The 20,758-nt window shown below is 58.2% G+C and carries 12 protein-coding genes; 4 read left to right on the top strand and 8 right to left on the bottom strand.

Annotated elements, in window-relative coordinates:
- Positions 1 to 18: 18 nt before the first annotated feature.
- The 4 genes from DKK74_RS00795 to metG form a co-directional block, all read right to left on the bottom strand.
- Positions 19 to 2,091 carry a glycoside hydrolase family 31 protein gene (locus tag DKK74_RS00795; protein ID WP_110412346.1) on the bottom strand — a complete coding sequence of 691 codons (2,073 nt, stop codon included), beginning with the start codon at positions 2,089 to 2,091 and terminating at the stop codon, positions 19 to 21.
- Positions 2,092 to 2,325: 234 nt separating this feature from the next.
- Positions 2,326 to 3,327 carry a LacI family DNA-binding transcriptional regulator gene (locus tag DKK74_RS00790; protein ID WP_110412345.1) on the bottom strand — a complete coding sequence of 334 codons (1,002 nt, stop codon included), beginning with the start codon at positions 3,325 to 3,327 and terminating at the stop codon, positions 2,326 to 2,328.
- Between the two features lie 512 nt (positions 3,328 to 3,839).
- Positions 3,840 to 6,860, bottom strand: a complete 3,021-nt coding sequence (locus DKK74_RS00785; RefSeq protein WP_110412344.1) for an HAD-IA family hydrolase — start codon at positions 6,858 to 6,860, stop codon at positions 3,840 to 3,842.
- Positions 6,861 to 7,100: 240 nt separating this feature from the next.
- The gene (gene metG / locus DKK74_RS00780) at positions 7,101 to 8,972 is read right to left on the bottom strand and encodes a methionine--tRNA ligase (RefSeq protein ID WP_110412343.1); all 1,872 of its coding nucleotides are present in this window, start codon (positions 8,970 to 8,972) and stop codon (positions 7,101 to 7,103) included.
- A gap of 138 nt (positions 8,973 to 9,110) precedes the next feature.
- Between metG and DKK74_RS00775 the strand changes: the two genes are divergently transcribed.
- Positions 9,111 to 9,878, top strand: coding sequence for a hypothetical protein (locus DKK74_RS00775; RefSeq protein WP_146210519.1), 768 nt, complete (start codon positions 9,111 to 9,113; stop codon positions 9,876 to 9,878).
- The gene (locus tag DKK74_RS08780; RefSeq protein ID WP_258334394.1) at positions 9,875 to 10,336 is read left to right on the top strand and encodes a variant leucine-rich repeat-containing protein; all 462 of its coding nucleotides are present in this window, start codon (positions 9,875 to 9,877) and stop codon (positions 10,334 to 10,336) included. The genes DKK74_RS00775 and DKK74_RS08780 overlap by 4 nt, the downstream gene beginning before the upstream one ends.
- Here DKK74_RS08780 and rsmI read toward each other — a convergent pair.
- Positions 10,300 to 11,229, bottom strand: coding sequence for a 16S rRNA (cytidine(1402)-2'-O)-methyltransferase (rsmI, locus tag DKK74_RS00765; RefSeq protein ID WP_258334433.1), 930 nt, complete (start codon positions 11,227 to 11,229; stop codon positions 10,300 to 10,302). The genes DKK74_RS08780 and rsmI overlap by 37 nt on opposite strands.
- Before the next feature lie 250 nt (positions 11,230 to 11,479).
- On the opposite strand from rsmI, the gene DKK74_RS00760 reads away from it, so the two are divergent.
- Entirely contained in the window at positions 11,480 to 13,036 is a 1,557-nt protein-coding gene (locus DKK74_RS00760) for a dolichyl-phosphate-mannose--protein mannosyltransferase (protein ID WP_110412788.1), read from the top strand.
- Between the two features lie 74 nt (positions 13,037 to 13,110).
- Here DKK74_RS00760 and DKK74_RS00755 read toward each other — a convergent pair whose 3' ends face one another.
- Complete coding sequence (locus DKK74_RS00755) at positions 13,111 to 14,505, bottom strand: GH1 family beta-glucosidase (RefSeq protein ID WP_110412340.1); 1,395 nt, start codon at positions 14,503 to 14,505, stop codon at positions 13,111 to 13,113.
- Between the two features lie 212 nt (positions 14,506 to 14,717).
- Here DKK74_RS00755 and DKK74_RS00750 point away from each other — a divergent pair, with 212 nt between their 5' ends.
- Positions 14,718 to 15,389 carry a VTT domain-containing protein gene (locus DKK74_RS00750; RefSeq protein ID WP_045923865.1) on the top strand — a complete coding sequence of 224 codons (672 nt, stop codon included), beginning with the start codon at positions 14,718 to 14,720 and terminating at the stop codon, positions 15,387 to 15,389.
- Between the two features lie 78 nt (positions 15,390 to 15,467).
- Here the strand turns inward: DKK74_RS00750 and DKK74_RS00745 are convergent, their stop codons facing one another.
- A complete protein-coding gene (locus DKK74_RS00745) occupies positions 15,468 to 18,551 on the bottom strand; it encodes a glycoside hydrolase family 3 N-terminal domain-containing protein (RefSeq protein WP_110412339.1) in 3,084 nt (1,027 codons plus the stop codon).
- An 87-nt stretch (positions 18,552 to 18,638) separates the two neighbouring features.
- Complete coding sequence (gene yicI, locus DKK74_RS00740) at positions 18,639 to 20,678, bottom strand: alpha-xylosidase (RefSeq protein ID WP_110412338.1); 2,040 nt, start codon at positions 20,676 to 20,678, stop codon at positions 18,639 to 18,641.
- Between the last annotated feature and the right edge of the window lie 80 nt (positions 20,679 to 20,758).

Below are 20,758 nucleotides of genomic sequence, written 5' to 3'. Positions count from 1 at the left end.
TTGGGTATAGCCTCAGAGCTAGATCAGACCACGCAGACCATGGTCCTTACCATCCCTGGCGAAGAGAGGCACTACGTCCAGTGGGGCCTGAGCATCGACGGTGGACCCGCCTCTGTAATCCTCACCGGTTGACAAGCAAGTCCATCTCACTTTTTCATCCCCGGGAAGATAGACCCGCCGGCTATTGACACCGGCATCAGTAACCGGAGCAACCAAAAGGTCGGGACCGAACATGTATTCATCGGCGATATCGGAACAGTTCGCATCGTCTTGAAACTCATAAAAAAGCCCGCGCACGATTGGATCGCCATCCTCATGGGCGATTTTGAAAAGTTCGCGCAGATATGGACGCATGGCCTCTCTAATAGTGATATACTTGCGAAAGACTGCCTCTACTTGCTCCCCGTAACTCCAAGGCTCATTGTCGGCGCCGGAAGGCAGACGGGGGGTGCCGTCTGATGCGTAGATCAGTTCCTTGGAATGGCCGTCCTCACCAATACGGCTGCGGTTGCCATGGTTTCGCATGACGGGCAGGAAGCAGGAGAAGGCACACCAGCGCATCAGGAGCTCTTTGAACTGGGGGTCTTCGATGTCCCCATCGTGAAAGCCGCCCATGTCGGTGGTGAACCAGGGGATACCGGCCATGCCCATATGGATAGCGCAGGTGATCTGTGCCTTCAGATCCTGGAAGGAGGATCCCACATCCCCCGACCAGACCAGAGCCCCATACCGCTGCGAACCAGCCCAGGCGCAACGAGTCAGATTCACGATCTGACCCTCCCGGCCCGCCTCCATCTGGCCCTCATAGAAGCCCTTGTTGTACTCCAGGGGATAGATGTTCCCCACCTCCACATTAGGCCCGGCATAATACCGGTAATTGGCGAAATCATACGTCCCGTACTCAGGCTCAGCCTCATCCAGCCAGAACGCATCCACTCCCTTGTCAACATAGTTGCGCTTGCAAAGATCCCAAACAAACCTGCGAGCCTCAGGATTAGTCGCGTCATAAAACTGGTTGGGCTCTACGAACATCATGCCAACATCAATTCCCTGCTCTGCATTAACCAGGAGGTTGTTGGCATGCATATAGGCGTAATTTTCGCTGGATAATGCTACTTGGGGCCAGATGGAGACCATGACCTTGACGCCTTGGGCATGCAGACGCTCGCACATGCCCTTAGGATCAGGCCAGAATTCATCCTCGAACCGGTAATCGCCCATATGTGGCCAATGGAAGAAGTCCACCACCACAACATCCAGCGGGATCCCACGACGGCGGAACCCCTCCACCACATCCTCCACCTGGCGCTGATTCCAATAACGCAGCTTGCACTGCCAAAAACCCAACCCCCACTCCGGCATCACCGGTGCATGCCCCGTCACATCCGCATACCGACGCACCACAGTCCGCGGCGACGAGCCCGCCGTCACCCAATAATCAATCTGCTGCGTCGAATTCGCGCGCCACCTGGTCCCATTTGACGCAAACGACACCCGACCAACCGCCGGATTATTCCACAAAAACCCATACCCAGCACTCGACACCACAAACGGCACCGACGCCTGGGAATTCCGATGTGCCAGCTCAAACGAACACCCCTTCAAATCCAACCTATCCTGCTGATACTCACCCATCCCATACAAACACTCATCATTAGGAGCCAGGAATGAGGCCGCCGCCGATAGAGCACCGCCGCCGACTGGCTCGTACTGGCGGGCTTTCAGATTCAAGGAACCGCCCGAGGGCATTTCGCGGAAAAGGGTCTTTCCAGCATCATCCAAGAAGGTCAACGAGCATCGACTCTGGATACCGCCAGCACCTGCGTTGAATGCCTCCTCGATGGTCAACCTGACAGTCAAAGCACCATTAACCAACTCGGCAACCGAGCCGTCCTGGCTAACGGTCACTTTGGGTCGGCCAATGCACGTTAATTGGTTCTTGGGCAGGAGAGCCCAGTCGGTGTCAAAGATCTTGTGTTGCTTAGATGCTCTGACGCGAACACTATCGTCGCCCCAAGGCTCGACCTGCAAGCACTCTCCATCACCCATCCATCTGATGATTTCGCCCCTGACTGTAAATGATGAGAACATGCTCTCGTCCTTCCCTTCCTGCGCAAACTTCCTTGTCTTCAACCCCCTGCAACATCACAGGCGGAATCATTCGTGATCGCTTCACTCACCAAAGCACCGACTACGCAAGACTCGACATCAGCTTCTGCGACTGGATTCTTGAGGAATCCTAGTTGGTACCGATTTAGTGAACCGGTTCAACTAAATAGTATACTAGAGCTTTCCTATTAACTTCGCAACTTTTGGTGACTCGGTTCAAAGACTGAGTATCGAACCTTCCTCATGCCAGGTGGTATCTACTAAGGTGGTACGTGGCTCACTTCCTGGGTGCTCGATCCGCCAGAGCAAAGTATCCACCACAGCCGATGCGATGGCCCTGGTATTGATGGTTACCGTGGAGACCGGCATTCTCATCTTTTCATAAACTACATCGGCCAGGAGAACGGCGATCGAAATGCCGCCGGGTACCGCCACATCTTCCTGCGTCAACTCCATGCGAGCACCAACGGCCATCTCCTGATCTTCAATGATCACACCCGTAACGCCAGGATGTCGCTGTATGGCCTGCCGTAGAGACCACCCAGACTGACCACCGAACCACTCTCGCTCGATTCGTAGACCGTTGCGCTCAGCTTCCATGTCGGCAGACCGGGCAAAACGGAGAGAATAGTTCAAAGGGTTCGGATCGCTTGCGTCAAAGTTAGAGATCAAAAGAATACGCCGATGTCCATTGCACGCAAAATGAGCCACCAGGTCAGTTGCTGCCTGTTCAAAATTCGTATCAACCACATCCATACCGCCAGTCTGCTCGGGCATTCCGAAGAGAACGGTGGGAATACCAGCTGCGAGCGCAGTCGCCACCCGGGTATCGTAGCTGTTCACATCCATGAGAATAAGCCCGTCAATCTTCCGTGCCAGAGCCGCATCTTCAATTTCCTTGCGACCATCCTCATCAACCATCAGAAGGAGGTCATACCCAAGTTTCCTGGCATGGTTTGAAAGCCCAGTGAAATAGATTCCCTTTAGAAGGGGAGATGAGACAACGTCTTCAATATCAGAGGTAGCCACGCCCAGAGTCATAGTGCGGGAGGTAGAGAGAGCACGGGCGGAGTGGTTAACGGTATACCCGAGCTTTCGCATGGCTTTGCGGACCTTGGTGGTCGTTTTCCTGCTAATTTTCGGGTTGCCCGATATAACGTAAGAGACGGTAGTCTTCGACACGCCAGCCTCTCGGGCAACATCAAGTATATTAACCATACGCACTCCCAAAATCCATGCCCTAGAAGACGGACCGAGAAGTCCTAGGCCTCGGTTCAACAGTATAGGGGTCAGAACGACGTGTGCAGCTTCTCACATGATCCGCTTACAATGACATCCAGATCAAATCGACCTATTTTTCAGAGTCACTCATATGACCCATTCAGTCTGAACTGTGATCTCTAAAGTGCCTTTACAACTTGCCACGATCAGACGAATATAATCGCCTATCCGCCTGAGACTGTTGAGAAATCCATCTGCATGGGCGGCATCCACGCTAATCAGACTTTTCCATGCCCAAGGCAATCCTGCACCCATCAACTCATAAAGCTATCAATACAACACATATGCGTTAGCCAAGAGTTCCTCTTCGGTTACGACACACCAATCAAAAAGCCCGTCATATGTCATATATAGGTCTCAACGCCTTATTCATTATGATCGTTTGTTTAGGCATTCTGCCATTCCCAATTCGACACTAAGCAACTTCATGCACGACTTTCGCTCGAGACTCAAACCTCCCGGGGATGCCCCTGGACTTTGATCTGTATCTGAGGCCCGGAAAGCCGCTCAAGTCTTACTCCATCCTTAGTCACCTTCACCTGAAAGCGAGTATCCCTGACCTGCAGCTGGTAGGAGAGAGACTTCCACTCTTTAGGTAGGCGGGGGTCGATGCTCAGCCCGGTTCCACCGGTGTCCCGCAAGCCGCCGAAGCCGCAGACCAGGCTGGACCAGACACCTCCGCAGGCAGCTAGGTGGATGCCGTCGGTCGTGTTGGCATGCAGATCGTCCACGTCCGTAAACAAGGAGCGACGGAAGTACTGCATGGCTAACCGATCATGCCCCACCTCGGCAGCAAGGATGGACTGGGAGGCTGCCGACAGAGTCGAATCCCCGGTGGTCAGCGGATCGTAGTAGTCGAAGTCAGCCCGCTTCTGCTCCGGGGTAAACCAGGAGCTGAGCAGGTAGAGAGCCATAACCACGTCGGTCTGCTTGAGCACCTTGTGCCGGTAAATGACCAAGGGATGGTAGTGCAGCAGCAGGGGCCTGGCCGTGAACCGGTCGAAGTGCCAGCGGGGGCGTTGCATGAACTGGGCATCCTGGGCATGGACCCCCTCCTGATCATCAAAGGGGACAAACATGGCCTCAGCCGCACTGGACCATTTACTGGCCTCCTCATCGTCGAAGTACAGCCTTTCACGTATGGCGCCGATCAGGTCGGGGTGCTTCTCGCGTAAGTGCTGGTAAGCCTTGTAAGCAGCCAAGAGGTTGAACCGAGCCATCTGGTTGGTATAGAGGTTGTCGTCAACCAAGACCGTGTACTCGTCCGGCCCGGTCACGCAGTGGATGTGGAAGCGGCCATCCTCCTTGTAGCGCCCCAGGCTCATCCAAAGACGGGCCGTCTCCACCAGGATGTCTATACCCTCAGCCTGCAGGAAGTCTTCATCGCCGGTGACCTGCACATACTGGGCCACCGCGTAGGCGATGTCGGCATCGATGTGGTACTGGGCTGTTCCCGTGGGGAAGTAGGCGGAGGCTTCCTCGCCGTCAATGGTCCTCCAGGGGAAGAGGGCGCCATTCAGGTTGAGCGTGCAGGCCCTGCGCCTGGCGGCAGGCAGCATCATGTAGCGGTAGTGAAGGACAGCCCTAGCCCGGGCAGGCGCTGAATAAATCAGGAAGGGAAGAATGTAGATCTCGGTGTCCCAGAAGTAGTGACCGCTGTAGCCGGACCCACTCAGACCCTTGGCACCCACGCCGTTCTCGATCTGGGCCGTGGACTGGGCCAGCTGGAAGAGCTCCCAGCGCACCATCTGCTGGGTACGACCGCCATCGTCGGCCTGGATGCGGATATCCTGACGCTCCCAGAACCGGTCCAGCCACTCCCGCTGACGCTGCTCTAGCTCATCCAAAGAAAGAGTGCTGACCTCCTCCAACCTATCGCGGCAGTCCTCGACCAGATTCCTGGTCCCCTCGCCCCGCGTCTGCACGACCAGACCATTGCCGCTGGTGCCGGCCGGAAGGATGGGGTGGCTGCGGTAGACCGCATAACGGACCAGACGAGTGGAACCGCCCTTGGGCACGTCCATACGCCAGCCGGAGCCTTCAACAGGCCGACCGTCCCTGAACTGCCGAACACCCAGGGCCAGGCTGAGCCGTGAATTATTGCAACGAAAGACCCTGCAATCCGAACTCAGCTCTCCATAAACAGCATTGTCCAACACCTCGTGGATTCCGCAGCCGTCCACAAAGGTCGACTTGCGGGGATCACTGGAGTTGACATGGCGGGGGTTGTCCGCGTTGACCGGACCCTCGACCACCACAGCCATATCCCGGTCGGGCGACTCAACGGTCAGCGTGCAGACGCTCAGGCTGCGGTCATACAGGCAGACCATACGGGTGAGCACGGTCTTCAGGTGGATGCCGTGGCCCAGATCGTACAGATTGGTGGTGGTCGCGATTCCGGTTCGGAAGTCCAGACGCTGAGTGGTCTTCTCCGGCCGGCCCAGAGGCAGCCCCTCCACCTTAAGGGTGAAGTCCGAAGCATCAGGCACTCCTTGGATCAGCTGACCCACTCGGGCGTATCCGTAGGCGCTTTCAGGGTGGGCTATGCGGAAAGTGTCATGGAAGCCACTTAGGAAGGTGCCGTTGCCCAGGCAGCGTTCCCCGCCTCCTTCGCCTCTGACACCGACGGATCCATTGGTGACCGAAAAGACTGTGGCACTGACCGCGTCGGGCCGTCCGACCTCGCTCAGACCCCAGTCCTCCACAGGGAAGCGTTCCGCATCCAGATCCGGATCCTCCGCCAGCGCACGCTCGCCGGCATCGTCGTCGATCAGCTCAATCAACTGGTCCACCACCAGGTCCGCACCCGCCTTGAGCAGCTGCTCGCGGCCGGCGCCCCTGTTCACGCCCACAACCAGGCCGAACCTACCCGCGTGACCGGCGGCTACACCAGAGAGGGCATCCTCGACCACAACAGCATCCTCGTTGCGCAGACCCAGCACCTTGGCCGCATAGGCGTAGGTGTCTGGGGCCGGCTTGCCCTGAAGGCCCATCTCGTCCTTGAGGTTGCCATCCACCACTGTGTCGAAGTATCCGGCAATTCCAGCGGCTTGGAGGACTTCAGCCGTGTTGCGCGAACTGGACACCACAGCCAGACGCTTCTTGTCAGTGCGCAGGTGCCTGAGCAGATCCACCGTGTCCGGGTAAGGATCAATGCCCTTCTGCTTCAGCATCCGCTCAAATGTCATGTTCTTGCGATTGCCGTATCCGCAGACGGTGTCCAGCTGCGGATCGTCATCGGGGCTGCCCCAGTCAAGCTCAATGCCTCTGCTGCGCAGCAGGGCATCGACACCGTCATAGCGGGGCCGACCATCCACATAGGCGTAGTAGTCCTGCTCCGTATAGGCCGGGACGTTCGCGGGCAGGACCTGATCGAACAACGCCTTCCAGGCGGCCTTGTGCAGGATGGTCGTGGGCACCAACACCCCATCCAGATCGAAGAGCACACAGGCGAATTGGGCAACCTTCATGGTTACTCATCCTATGGGTCTTCCATGACGAAAGAACCCGGCGGTTCGAAGAACCGCCGGGCGAGAAGAGAGAGAAGAAGGGGTTCAGTTATCGGGGCCGCACGACCCCCATCGGCCAGTACCTCAACCGACAGAACTAATATAACCAGCGCTACCTTGGAGGAAGTACCCGAAAACCTCAAAGTTCTCTGTGAATCATAAACTGTGGTCTGAGTATGCGTCGTTCGGGCGAGTCGACCGTCACTTGCCCTGGCCTTCCAGTTTGGCTTGCTCGGCCTCGAAACGGGCACGCTCCTTGGCCTTGCGGCGATCCAGCTGCTCCTGGAAGCGGTCCAGCTCCTCCTGCACGGCTTCCTTGGGAATGCGGGGGAAGATGGGCGTGGGCCGATCGATTGGCGTGCCGTCCCTGAGAGGCTCGCGCGCCCAGGGATGAACAGTCTCCCCCAACCGGTAGTCGCCGGTGATGATGGGATAGTGGAAGTCGGACCGATCCAGATCGTCAACCTCCTCGACACGAGGCAGGGGCGAGAAGGTGCCCTTGCCGCCCATGGCCTCCCAGACCCGCTGAGAGGCATGTGGCAGGAAGGGGGCCAGCATGGTGTTGGCGTCCAGCACGGCCTGAGCGGCGGTATGCAGGACGGCGGCCAGACGGTTTTGGTCCTCCTTAATTTTCCAAGGTTCCTGAGCGGAGATGTACTTGTTGATGTCGCCCACCAGGGCCATGGCCTCGACCAGAGCAGCCTTCTGGCGATGGTGCTCGATCAAGGACCCCACAGTATCAAAGGCCTGCAGGCTGCGATCCAACAGGGCGCGGTCCTCCTCGGTCAGCCAGGATTGCTCTACGGCGGGGATGCTGCCGAAGTCCTTGTTGAGCAGGTTGGCCACGCGGTTGACCAGGTTGCCCCAGGATGCAGCCAGCTCTTCGTTGTTGTGCCGGACGAACTCTGCCCAAGTAAAGTCCGAATCCGAGGTCTCCGGCCCGGCGATGGAAATGTAGTAGCGGACTGCATCAACCGGATAACGTGCCAGAATGTCCTTGACGTAGATGACGATGCCTCGGGAGGAGCTGAACTTCTTGCCCTCCATGGTCATGAATTCGCTGGCTACCACCTGCTCAGGCAGGTTGAGCTCGCCGTAGGATCCCGGCTGTCCGCCCTTGGATCCCTGCCCGTTGTAGGCCAGAATCTCCGAGGGCCAGATCTGTGAGTGGAAGGTGATGTTGTCCTTGCCCATGAAGTAGTAGCCCAGGGCCTTGGGGTCATTCCACCACTTGCGCCATGCTTCGGGGTCGCCCTGACGGCGGGCCCATTCGATGGATGCCGACAGGTAGCCGATGACGGCGTCGAACCAGACGTAGAGCTTCTTGTTGGGGTCGTCGACCCACCCGTCCACCGGCACTGGAATGCCCCAGTCAATGTCGCGCGTGATGGCCCGTGGCTTGACCTCCTTGAAGAGTCCCAGGGAGAAGTTGAGCACGTTGCTGCGCCAGCCCTTGCGGGTCTTCAACCAGGCCAGGTTGGCCTCGGCCAGGGCGGGAAGATCCAGGAAGAAGTGCTTGGACTCCTCAAACCGAGGCGTCTCCCCATTGATTTTGGACACAGGGTTGATCAGCTCGTCCGGATCCAGCTCGTTGCCACAGTTGTCACATTGGTCGCCGCGAGCGCCATCGGCACCGCAGATGGGGCAAGTCCCCTCAATATAGCGGTCTGGGAGAGTCCGACCGGTGGAAGGCGAGATAGCCACCTTCTGTTGACCCTCATAGATGTAGCCATTGGCCCGGCACTGACGGAAAAGCTCCTGCACCACCTTCTCGTGATTGCCGGTCGTGGTCCTGGTGAAGAGGTCATAGCTGAGTCCCAGATCGCACAGGTCCTTGACGATGACCCGATTATAACGATCAGCGATCTCCTGGGGACCTACTCCTTCGGCGTCAGCCTCCACCAGGATGGGAGTGCCGTGCTCGTCGGTCCCCGAAACCATAAGGACATCATTGCCCTTCATGCGTTCGTAGCGTGCATAGACATCCGAAGGGACGCCGAACCCAGCGACGTGGCCGATGTGACGGGGCCCATTTGCGTAGGGCCAGGCGACGGAAACAAGGATATGACTCATACCAGCAAGATTATCGGCTTCGGCCTACAATCCCCCTGCTCGTCCACAAGCCCGCAGGCTGGCGAGCAGATTATCCACAAGTTCACAAATTTAGGCCTCCTTCAGGTAAGCCCGGACACGACCTTTTACAGTCGAACCATGAATCGAGAACACGTGCTCGGGGGAGCGACGTGGGCGCCTGTCACTACCCTTGGCGCCAGCCGCACCCTTAGAGCTACAACCAAGCCGCCAGGCCGGACTCCCCTCACCGACACCGCTCAGCAGTACTTCGGGCCACGATACGAAACAGGCCCAACGCGCACCCGTGGCCGTCCGTCTACAACCGAATTCGGAACCCTGGTCCCTGAGCCCAAACCGCTGCCCAGTCTGATTCAGATCGGGGATCTGCCCGGTCCGCTCAGCCTCAGCCTGCTGGTGAATGAGGGAATCGTGACCTGCCTGGACCGATCCTGTTGCTACCTGAACGAACAGGCGGAGGGACTCTACGGTCGCGCATCCATCGTCATGCCCATGGTCCCTTACGGTGCAGCAGCAAGCGGCGGACTGGCGCTCTGGGTGTGGATCAACGGCCATTTCCCCGATGCCCTGGATATTATCTCCAACTCCCATTTCCGCACGCCGGTTTACGGCAGGCCCCTACGCCCCCATCAGCGACAGCTGGATGCCCGTTATCTGATGAAGCTTGGGCGACTCTGGGTGACTTCGCCACTCTGGACAGCCTGTGATTTGGCCTGCGATCCCACGGGCCAATGCAACGGGGAGGACATCATGGCGGTTCTCCATGAGCTTATGGAGCGATATCATGTCAGCTGCGGATCCTGCGAAGCGCTTCTGTCCTCCAACCCCCGTTGGCCTGGCCACGCTCGAGGACTGGATACCATAAAACGACTCAAGACGATCCTATGAATCAGGCTATGAGGGACGGCCGACGTGGTCATGGCCATCATCGGCACCAGGATCGGATCCGACATCGTCGTGAATCCTCCGCCACTGAACGTATGACCCGGTTTATGACTGTCATCAGCAGCCGGTCGCACCCCTCAATTGAAGACGATTGGAGTCAAGACGAATCCAACAACCTCGAACCAACGGCCGAAGGGCGGGCCCCACCGCCAGAGCCTCCCTTGGTGCCAACGGCACTGATGGCCACAGACCCCGAGACCGACCCGAGCATCCTCTGGACAATCGCCCGAGAAGAGCCCCGGCTGCGCCGGTGGCTGGTGGCCAATCCCGCCGCTTCGCCGGCACTGCTGGAAACCGTCTCACAGCTGGGTGGGCCCGGTGTGCGCAGAGCACTCGAGGTGCTGCTGGATGAAGGGGACGGGAATCAGTCCTCCTTATCCTCTTCAACGGCCAAGGCATAGATCCGCTTGCGATTAGGCAGGCTGCCATCGGCCAAGGGATGCTCGGCAGCCACCCGGGCGATAGCCTCCTTGAGCCGCAGATCCTCGGATCTGGCCAGTTCGCGTGCCAGGTCTGCCAACTGCCGATCATCCATGGCCTCAGGGTCGTTGCGCCTGGCCTCCAAAGCAGAAGCACCAGCCATGACCAGGACCATCTCCCCCCTGGGGGGATCCTCCTGGAGGGAGTGCACAATGTCGCCGACGGTACCCCGCCGGATCTGCTCATGCTCCTTGGTCAGCTCCCTGCAGAGGGCCATGAGCCGGTCGGAGCCGAAGACCTCCTGAAGGTCCTGCATAGCCTGATCAATGCGGTGGGGCGTCTCGTAGAAGACCATGGTCCGCTCCTCGCTGCGCAGAGTGCGCAGATGCCGCAACCGCTCCTGATGTCGGCGGGGAAGAAACCCTTCGTAACAGAAGCGGTCAGTCGGCAGACCGGAGAGAGCCAGAGCGTCCAGCACAGCACTGGGGCCGGGAGCGCAGGTGACCGGTATGCCTCGTTCAATGGCCCGCTTTACGATGGCCATGCCCGGATCGTTGATGGTGGGCATACCCGCATCCGAGACCACCAGCACGCAGGCTCCGTCACGAACCTGATCCAAAATGGGATCGGCCATCCGTCGCTCATTATGATCGTGATAGGCCATAACCCTGCCGCTTACACGCACGCCCAATCGGTTGGCTAAGTCGTAGAGCCGCCGCGTGTCTTCCGCAGCAACCAGGTCCGCCGACTGCAGGAGCTCCACCAAACGTTTCGAGGCATCGGCGACATTGCCAATAGGCGTGGCCGCCAACACTACCGTTCCACGTGAAACACTAGGTGGAATCGGCTTCTCATGACTTTCTCTGCCCTGCATATGTCCATCGCTCCGGCCATTCGTGCTGCTCATGCCTTTAGTATGGCCTAATCTAGGGGTGATGACATCTTTGGCAGGGCTTTCTTCGCAGCATCGCTCCTCCAGACACGGCAGGCACGCCGCCCACCGGTCCGGTCGCCCTGTCATGCTATCTATCTTCAGCTCGCCCATGGGTCAGCACACCAAGGGTCGGGTCAACCGGATCCACAGGCCCTCCCATCGGCAGAGCGGCTGGTTGGCCTGCATACTCATGGCTCTTTTAGGCGGGCTCTTGCGGTTTGTGCGGCTGGGCAGCCCCCGGGCCATCGTCTTCGACGAGACATATTACGTCAAAGACGCCTGGACCATGCTGATGACCGGCGAGCCACGCAATTGGCCCAAAAAAGCCGGCCCACTGAACCTACCCATTGACCAGATCTTCGCCCAGGGGCAGACAAGCGACTGGCTGCCCCAGGCCGAATACGTGGTTCACCCGCCAGTAGGCAAGTGGTGCATCGCCCTGGGTCTCAAACTGTTCGGCGGAGCAGGTAATCCCTTCGCCTGGCGAGTGGCCACCGCTCTGGCCGGCACCATCGCCATCCTGCTGCTCTGCCGTGTAGCTCTGCGCCTCTTCCACAACCTGCCCATCGCCCTGACGGCCGGCTTCCTCATGGCCGTAGACGGTCTGGGCATCGTCATGAGCCGCACCGGCCTGCTGGACAACTTCGTCATGATCTTCGTTCTGGGAGCCTGGCTGTGTCTGATGGGCCATCGGGACTGGGCCAGGGCCAGGCTACGACAATCCTGGGCCAAGGACCAGGCTGATTTCCGCCTGCACTACCGGGTTAAGGTCATTCAGTCACAGGGACAGCAAGGGCAGAAAAGCCGTGTCGAGCTGCCCGTGGCCACCACCGGCCCTTTCATCGCATGGTCCTGGTGGCGGACCGGAGCCGCCCTGCTGCTGGGCCTAGCCACCGGGACCAAGTGGTCGGGCGCCTACTTCTTCGCCGTCTTCGCCCTGATCTCGGTGCTCTGGGATGGCTGGGAGCGTCATCAAGCAGGGTATGGATCCTGGCTGCAGAGCGCCGTTTTCAGGGATGGGCTGCCAGCGGCCTTGCTTATGATCCCCATCTGGGCGGGCACCTATTTGGCCTCCTGGACGGGATGGTTCCTGCACGACGATTCCTTCATGCACAATTGGGCGGCCCAGCACCCTGGCCAAGGCCTGACCTGGCTGCCGGAAGGGCTGCGGTCCCTGGCTGAATACCACCGGCAGATGTGGCGCTTCCACACCACCCTGCATGCCCGCCACCCATACATGGCCAACCCCCTGACATGGCCCCTGCAGATCAGGCCCACCAGCTTCTACTGGCAGAAAATCACGGGCTTCCCCGGCCTGTGCGGACTGGCCAAGGACTCCCCCTGCGTAGCGGCAGTCACGTCCTTGGGCAATCCTCTGACCTGGTGGCTGGGCAGTATCTGCATGATCCTAGCCATCGTCATCGCCGTCGTGGTCAAGCACGGAGATTGGCGGATCTGGGGGGTTCTGGCAGGCATGCTGGCCGGCTGGCTGCCCTGGATCCAATACATGAACCGGACCACTTTCACTTTCTATTCCATCGTCATCCTGCCCTGGATGATTCTGGCCATCTGCTACGTGGTCAACTGGCTGCGGCAGAACTCGGACATCATCCTCTACCGACAGACCATGATCATGGGTCTGACCCTGCTGGGCCTGACCTCGGTCTTCTTCTACCCGCTGTGGACCGCCATGCCCATCCCCTATGACTTCTGGCGCATGCACATGTGGCTGTCCAGCTGGATCTGAGACAAAGGAGGCGGTCGGACAGCGATGCCCAACCGCCTTGCAGCAACCTTCATATGCCTTGTATGCCGTCTTGCTCAGACTGCGCGATCATGGATGATCTGCGCGTACCGCAGACCGGAATCCTTCCAGAGCCGCTCCTGGGTGTCATAGTCGACCCTGATCAGACCGAAGCGCTTGGTGTAACCCAGGGCCCACTCAAAGTTGTCCAATAGGGACCAGGCAAAGTAGCCAGTCACCCGGGCTCCTTCATGGATAGTCCGAGCCACAGCACGCAGGTGCTCCTCAAGATAGGCCACCCGTTGGGGATCGTGCACCCCTTTGCCGCCAGGGAAAGATGGATCCGGGCTGACCTGGTCTTCCCAGGCAGAGCCGTTCTCTGTGATCATAAGATCCAGCTCAGGGAAGCGCTCGGAGACCTCCATGAGCAGGTCGGTCAGCCCCTGAGGCTCCTGGTTCCAGTCCATGGCGGTCAGCGGCCCCTGGGGAGGCAGAGTTTCGACGATATCCTGGGCGGGCATGGGATTGCGCTCGGAACCAGCGCCGCTTCGACCCCGCACATGGTTGGTTGAATAGTAGTTAATGCCCAGCACATCCAAAGGCTGGTGGATTTGCTCCAGATCGCCGTCACGAACGAAGCTCCAGTCAGTGATACCCTCAGCGGCATCATGGATGCGCTGGTCATAGGTGCCGGCCAGCATGGGACCCAGCCAGACCTCGTTGGCGAAGAGGTCAGCCCGGGTCTTGGCCGCCAGATCCTCCGGATCGTCGCTATCGGCCCGGTTGACCTGCAGGTTCAGAGTCACCGATATACGTACCCTGTCGCCCAGCTCGGCACGGATGGCCTGGGCTCCCAGACCGTGGGCAAGATTCAGATGATGGACCGCTGCAAGAGCCTTCCCATAGTCGCAGATGCCGGGGGCATGGCCGCCATTGCCGTAGCCCAGATAGGCCGAGCACCAGGGTTCGTTCAGGGTCGTCCAGGTCTGCACCCGATCACCCAGAGCCTTGGCCAGGACGGCCGCATAGTCGGCATATCGCTGGGCGGTGTCGCGATTGGCCCAGCCTCCAGCCTCCTGCAGGTACTGGGGCAGATCCCAGTGGTAGAGGGTGACCACAGGCTTGATACCGTTTTCCAACAGCATGTCCAGCAACCGCCGGTAATGGTCCAGACCAGCCTGGTTGATGTCACCACCTGCCTGGGGCATAATACGGGGCCAGGCCACAGACAGCCGGTAGGCACCCACCCCCATCTGTTTCATCAGAGCAATATCCTCGGGATAACGGTGGTACTGATCACAGGCGACATCGCCATTGGACCCATCCACTATCCTCCCCGGCTGCCGACAGAAAACGTCCCAGATGGAGTCTCCTCTGCCGTCCTCATGCGCCGCCCCCTCCACCTGGAAGGATGCCGTAGCCGTGCCCCAGGTAAAGTCTTCAGGGAAGGCGAGCCGTTCGTCATTGACCATATGTCCACTCCTCAATTGTGTGACCATTCCTGCCCATCTTCGCACAGGAGGACCGACTACAGGACCGTAGCCGACAGCCCATAAGTCCAGCAACGACGGGTTGTGTTGTCCTCGCAAGGAATCAGACCGGGGAGTACTAGGTGCCAAGGCCGGCTTGTTAAAGTGTGTCTCGGTTCTGGAAAAGCACACATCGATGGAATGGAATGCGATTCATGGGGTTCGTCAACTGGCTGATACACCTGCTCAAGGATCCGCGCAGCGCTATCGCGAGCTGGATCGCCATGGGGCTGGTACCGACCTACGGGTTCATCTTCCTGATCATCTTCATCGAGACCGGCGTGGTTTTCATGCCTTTCCTGCCAGGAGACTCCCTGCTCTTCGCCGCCGGCGTCTTCGCCCATGACCCATCCAGCGGCATGGCTCTGGACGTGCTCCTTCCCGTCGTTTGGTTGGCCCCAATCCTGGGCGACCAGAGCAACTACTTCATCGGACACTTCTTCGGCCGGGCCATCGTCCGTTCGGGGCGCGTGAAGTCACTGACCCCCGAACGAATAGCCAAGACCGAAGGCCTGATTGACAAGTGGGGCCCACTAGCCGTAGTCCTGGGACGTTTTCTCCCCTTCATCAGGACATTCATGCCGTTCATATCGGGCATCTCCGGAATGCGCTGGCGGCGCTTCACCCCGTTCAGCATCCTGGGCGGTCTGATATGGTCCACCCTCTTCACCCTCCTGGGCTACTTCTTCGGGGGCATCCCCGCAGTCCAACAGCATTTCGAGCTGGTCATCATCCTGATCCTGGTCATTTCGGTCCTGCCCACGGTCATCGGCCTGCTCAAGGCTAAATTCGGCCAAAAGCGCGGGAACACGTCGAAGTCGGAATGAGCCTACTCGCTAGACAATCTTGTTTAGTGTACATGTCGATGTCTGCTCTCCTCCGAGCGATATAAGCCGATGCGATTTTTACCTCTTGCTTCGACCATCAAGGCGACACTTTTGCAGAAATCCGCCAAACAGCAGGACACCCTCCGCCAGGACGGCCACCACATCTGCCGCAAGCAGCCCAATTTTCCATGGACTCGGCGATACGCTAAGTCGTGACCGTGGGGGAACACCGTTCATGGCATTGGAATTGACCGTCATATAGAGTATCCGATGGATGGCTTGACGCATGACACCCCTTGCTGTCGGACTGTCATAATCCTCGGCATTGAATCCTGGGGTCTGGATCATGTACATGTCGCTACCGGCACGCAGGGCCAGGTCGCGCTCCGCATGGGACTTGGATAGAAAGAGGTCAGTGATGACCGCCCCGTGGAAGTTCCATTCGCCGCGCAAAATATCCGTGAGCATGCCACGGTGACCAAAGCCAATGACCCCTCCGATCAGGTTCTGCGCAGACATGATCCCGGTCGCTGCCCGCATGATCTTCCTATGTCGGCCTCCCTTGGCGTCCAGGTAGGGCACGGCAGTGACGGCCTCCCGACAGACGATCTGGAAGGGCTTGAGGTATATCTCCCGGATCGCCTGTTCGTTGGCCCATGTGGCCAGTCCCTCTGAGCGGAAGCTCTCCTGGTCATTGAGCACCATGTGCTTGAGGTAGCTAAACACGCCCTTATCCCCAGCTCCCTGGATGCAGGCAGCTGCCAGCTTGCCAGACAACAGACCATCCTCGGAATAGAATTCGTAGACGCGCCCGGCAAAGGGAGAACGGTGTATGTTGACACCAGGCGCGTACCATCCATTGAGCCCGGAGTGCAGCGCCTCCTCACCCAGGCAGGAGCCCATCCGCCGAAGAAGATCCGTGTTCCAAGTGGCCCCCATAACGTTGGCTCCAGCCCAGGAGGATGCTCCCTTGATACTCCAACCCATGGCCCCATCCTTGTCAACGGTCATAGGCTTGCCCAGGGAGAGTAGATCCTTGGTCTGGTAGGCGGCCATAAACAGCAGCTGCTGGATGTCGCTCCTGTCCTTTTTCCAGTCAATCTGATCCAGAAGCTGCTGCCAGCCCGGGTCGGTGTAAGGCTTGGCTCGCAGATCGATCAGCGACAAACGGTTTTTAGCGCCGCTGACCGGCTCCTGGTCGCAATGGACCTGGCTGGTCTTCCCATTGCCCATCGTCGGATCGCGGTGCGGATCGAATCGTTCATAGCGTTTGAACTCATCCAGGGCCGACTGAGGGGCAGCCTTGGTTCGAGCAGGAATAGGTCGCGGCTGACTTCCCCTCCAATCGCTCCGAGTCAGTTGCACCACCGAGGGATCATCCATGTAGGCATTCAGACTTTCGAAATGGTTGCTGACCGGCCTCCATATGCCCGATTCCGGCTTGCCCGTAGGCCTGCCCTCATCATCAAGCGAAGACTGCGCCAGACGGTCGCCCTCCGGAAGATGCTGCCCTTGGAAAACCTGGGTGCGATCGACTGTTACCGTGGCTAAATCAATCAGATCGTGGGCATTGGCCTTCAGCTGGACGGTATAATCGCCCGCCTCAAGCACATAGGCGCCAATGGTGCCATCCTCATTGACATGATGATAGTCATATGAAGCCATGTCATCACGCAGAAAGGCGAGAACAACCTCTTGGCTGGCTCCGGGTTCAAGAATCCTGGTCTTGGCAAAGGCAACCAGAACAGTGGCGGATTTCTCAATATGCTCCGCTCTGTCATGCACGGTATAAGGAGCCGAATAGTATAGCTCCACCACGTCCTTGCCCGGACGCGAACCAATGTTGGTTACACTCACCCTCGCTTCGATGAAACCGTCATCGCGCAAAAACACCCGTCCAAGCGTCTGTCTGAAGGTGGTATAGCTCAGGCCGTAGCCGAAAGGATATGCCACGGCGCCCGGCGACTCCACTGCTCCCTTGCCGTCCAGCTGTCCGTATCTGAATCCCGAGTCTTCAAGGGCTGCTGTCTCGTAATACCGGTATCCCAGGTAGATGCCTTCCCGATATTCGACAAAAGGCCGATCAATGGTTCCGAAGCCGCCATGGGGCACCAAATCACCGATAAGGGTCCGATCGGTGACAGAGGCGTTGTTGTAATGGAACTCACCGAAGTTAGCAAAAGTAGGGTCTGCAGTGAAATCGGTGGGATAGGTATCGGTTGTCCTTCCCGAGGGGTTGACCGTGCCGGCCAGAATGTCGCTGAAGGAGTCAAATCCTCGTGATCCTGCCGTTCCAATCCACAGGATCGCGTCGACTTCATGAGTGCCGCCCATCAGCGGACCGAGCTCTATTGGGTTGGCCGTGTTGAGGGCCACCACTACTGCACCGCAGAGCCGCTTAGCCGCGTCGATGGTACCCAGCTCAGCCTTGGTCAGGGCCAGATAGTGGCGGGTCCCATCCTTATAAGGCTCTGTCCGCTTGTCAATGCCTTCAGACCCGTCCCTCCTTATCATCACCAGCCCCACTGTTCCGGTGACCTGCCCCTCCAAGTGCCTATATATGGCTGGATCATATTCCGGGATCTGGGCTGATCGGCCCTTGTCCATGACTGCCTGAAGGGAATTCTTGTCAGCGTCCAAGGGTCTGGTGCCCGCAGCTGCCTTCGGATAGGAAGTCTTGGCCGATTGCATGGCGCTACAGGCGCTCTCGTCAATGGAAAAATGCCGGGAAAGGGCCTGGGCCGGGGTCACTCGGTCACGATCGGTCGTCGCCGCAGCACCGGTGCCGGCATAGGCCGGGTCCAGAAAGGCCCTGCCGAAAGGCGTAATACAGGTACCATCCTGCAAGGGCAGGAGATCCTTGTTCTTCAGAAGCACGATGCCTTCGTTGACCATCTCCTGTGAAACCTGGTCACTGACAGCCTTGGCCTCCTGAAGCGAATCTGTAGAAGGCTGATAGTACCTTGCGTCCCAGCCATGGGTCCCCGAAGCCCTGTCAATTCTTAATTTTCCTGGACCAAGGTAACTATCCAAAACATTAGCGAAGAGTTTTCCAGCGACGTTCCCAGCTCCCATGACCAAAGGCAAGGCCACTGCCAGAACCGACCGGACCCTTCCTACAGAACCAGACCGATGCAGCCTGCGATCAATCCTTCTATTCATGGGACCCTCCCTTGTTTAATGACATAAATAAATGCTGGTCCCGTCGATCCCCCGCAGTGAAAGCGAGAAACCGACGGGCGACTGAACTCAGACAGCCAATGGATCCGTGCCGGGTCGAACCAGAACCGGCAGCGTGTGGTAGTCGTAGGTCTCCTCATACCAACGGCCTGGGTCATAGCTCTTGTGCGTAAGAAGATTGGTCCAAGGCTTTCCTGACTGGTCACCGCCGGCATCCGGCACATAGAAGCGAGCGCTGCCATCCTCAGAAAATATAGGAGCCACCAGGATGTCATCACCCAGCATATATTGAGTGTCGATGTCCTCGCAGGTGGGATCGTTCTGGAATTCAAGAACCATGGCCCGCATCATGGGCAATCCAGTCTCATGGGTCTCCATGGCCATCTTTTTGAGGTAAGGAACCAACTTGAGCTTGAGCTTGGTGAATTCTCGGGCCACGTCCACAGCCTCATCACCGTAAAGCCAAGGCACCTTGTACTCCCGGGATCCATGATAACGAGAGTGGGAAGAAAGAAGACCGAACTGGGTCCAACGCTTATACAGGTCAGGGGTGGGCTTGTCCTCGAATCCTGCGATGTCATGACTCCAGTAACCGAAACCGGACATGCCGAAGGACAGGCCAGCCCGGAGGGATTCAGCCATGGACGGGTAGTTGGACCAGCAATCGCCGCCCCAGTGCACAGGGAACTGCTGGCACCCCACCGTGGCCGAGCGAGCAAAGAGGATGGCCTGGTCGGCGCCCTTGACCTGGGCAACCAGATCGTAGACGGCCTTGTTGTAAAGGTAGCTGTAATAGTTGTGCATGATATGCGGATCTGAGCCGTCGTGGAAAACGACGCCTTCAGTGGGAATTCGCTCACCGAAATCAGTCTTGAAGCAGTCCACGCCCTGGTCCATAAGGTGCCTGAGCTTGCCCTGATACCAGGCGGTGGCCTCAGGATTGGTGAAATCCACAATGGCCATGCCCGCCTGCCACTTGTCCCACTGCCAGACCTGGCCATCGGTTTTCTTGATGAAGTAGCCTTTGGCAGCACCTTCGTCGAAGAGCGGCGACTTCTGGCCTATGTAAGGGTTAATCCAAACACAGACCTTCAACCCGCGGTCGTGAAGCTTGGCCAGCATACCCTCAGGATCAGGGAACTTGTCCGAGTCCCAGATGAAGTTGCTCCACTCAAGTTCCTTCATCCACCGGCAATCAAAATGGAAGACGCTCAACGGGATGTCTCGCTGGGCCATACCATCCACGAACTCCATCACGGTCTTCTCATCGTAATCAGTGGTAAAGGAGGTCGACAGCCACAAGCCGAAGCTCCAATCGGGGACCAGGGGCGGCTTTCCAGTCAAATCAGTGTAGGTGTTCAGCACTGATTTAAGATCCGTGCCGCCGATGACACTATAGGCCAGCTCCTGACCCGGCACAGAGAACTGGACCCTGGTGACGCGTTCCGATCCGACCTCGAACGAGACCTCGTCAGGACTGTCGACGAAGAGCCCATAATTCTTATTGCTCAAATAGAAGGGGATGTTTTTATAGGCCTGATCGGTATCGGTGCCTCCGTCGGCATTCCAGATATCGACACTCTGGCCGTTCCTGACGAAGCTGGTGAAACGCTCGCCCAGGCCATATATCTTCTCGCCGACCGCCAGATCCATCTGATCGGACATGAAGACCTGACCTTGGGGATCGGTCACCATGCCCTTGGAGCGAAAACCAGTACTGGTTATAAACTTGCCGTTGAAAAAATACTTGAATGAGGGGAAGTCGCCCTTGTCAACTTTCAGGGTCAGTCGTCCGGAAGTGAAGGTCCAGCCCTGATCATCTTCATCGATGGCGACATCCGGGTCGGTCGTGTTCAGGTGGAAGGCCGGGCAATGGCTTCGATCCCTCCGGTAATTGATCAGACGCGTGGTGATGATGTCGGGCCTGGGGCTGGTTATCTCGATGGTCATTATGCCGCCATCGACCGTTTGCCCGGCCTCATGAATGGGCCAGCCGTACGGGCAATACAGGGTCAGCTTCTTAGGCTCGATCTTGGCCTGGTACACATTGGCCGCATAACGGACGTCAAAGCCTTTTTTGACCATCCACATGCCATCTAGAAACTTCATGGTTGCTCCTTTGCTTGCTTCATTGCTTTATTGTCGAATTGCTGCATATGCTCAGATGAAGATGCCAGAACCAGACTACA

This window comes from Bifidobacterium asteroides, from assembly GCF_003202755.1.
Taxonomy (GTDB): Bacteria; Actinomycetota; Actinomycetes; order Actinomycetales; family Bifidobacteriaceae; genus Bombiscardovia; species Bombiscardovia asteroides_F.
This window is presented reverse-complemented; position numbering and strand designations above follow the sequence as displayed.

Excerpts from the sequence above, each read along its gene's own strand:
- DKK74_RS00795 (WP_110412346.1), bottom strand. The coding sequence starts at position 2,091 with ATGTTCTCATCATTTACAGTCAGGGGCGAAATCATCAGATGGATGGGT.
- DKK74_RS00790 (WP_110412345.1), bottom strand. The coding sequence starts at position 3,327 with ATGGTTAATATACTTGATGTTGCCCGAGAGGCTGGCGTGTCGAAGACT.
- DKK74_RS00785 (WP_110412344.1), bottom strand. The coding sequence starts at position 6,860 with ATGAAGGTTGCCCAATTCGCCTGTGTGCTCTTCGATCTGGATGGGGTG.
- metG (WP_110412343.1), bottom strand. The coding sequence starts at position 8,972 with ATGAGTCATATCCTTGTTTCCGTCGCCTGGCCCTACGCAAATGGGCCC.
- DKK74_RS00775 (WP_146210519.1), top strand. The coding sequence starts at position 9,111 with ATGAATCGAGAACACGTGCTCGGGGGAGCGACGTGGGCGCCTGTCACT.
- DKK74_RS08780 (WP_258334394.1), top strand. The coding sequence starts at position 9,875 with ATGAATCAGGCTATGAGGGACGGCCGACGTGGTCATGGCCATCATCGG.
- rsmI (WP_258334433.1), bottom strand. The coding sequence starts at position 11,229 with ATGCAGGGCAGAGAAAGTCATGAGAAGCCGATTCCACCTAGTGTTTCA.
- DKK74_RS00760 (WP_110412788.1), top strand. The coding sequence starts at position 11,480 with ATGGCTCTTTTAGGCGGGCTCTTGCGGTTTGTGCGGCTGGGCAGCCCC.
- DKK74_RS00755 (WP_110412340.1), bottom strand. The coding sequence starts at position 14,505 with ATGGTCAATGACGAACGGCTCGCCTTCCCTGAAGACTTTACCTGGGGC.
- DKK74_RS00750 (WP_045923865.1), top strand. The coding sequence starts at position 14,718 with ATGGGGTTCGTCAACTGGCTGATACACCTGCTCAAGGATCCGCGCAGC.
- DKK74_RS00745 (WP_110412339.1), bottom strand. The coding sequence starts at position 18,551 with ATGAATAGAAGGATTGATCGCAGGCTGCATCGGTCTGGTTCTGTAGGA.
- yicI (WP_110412338.1), bottom strand. The coding sequence starts at position 20,678 with ATGAAGTTTCTAGATGGCATGTGGATGGTCAAAAAAGGCTTTGACGTC.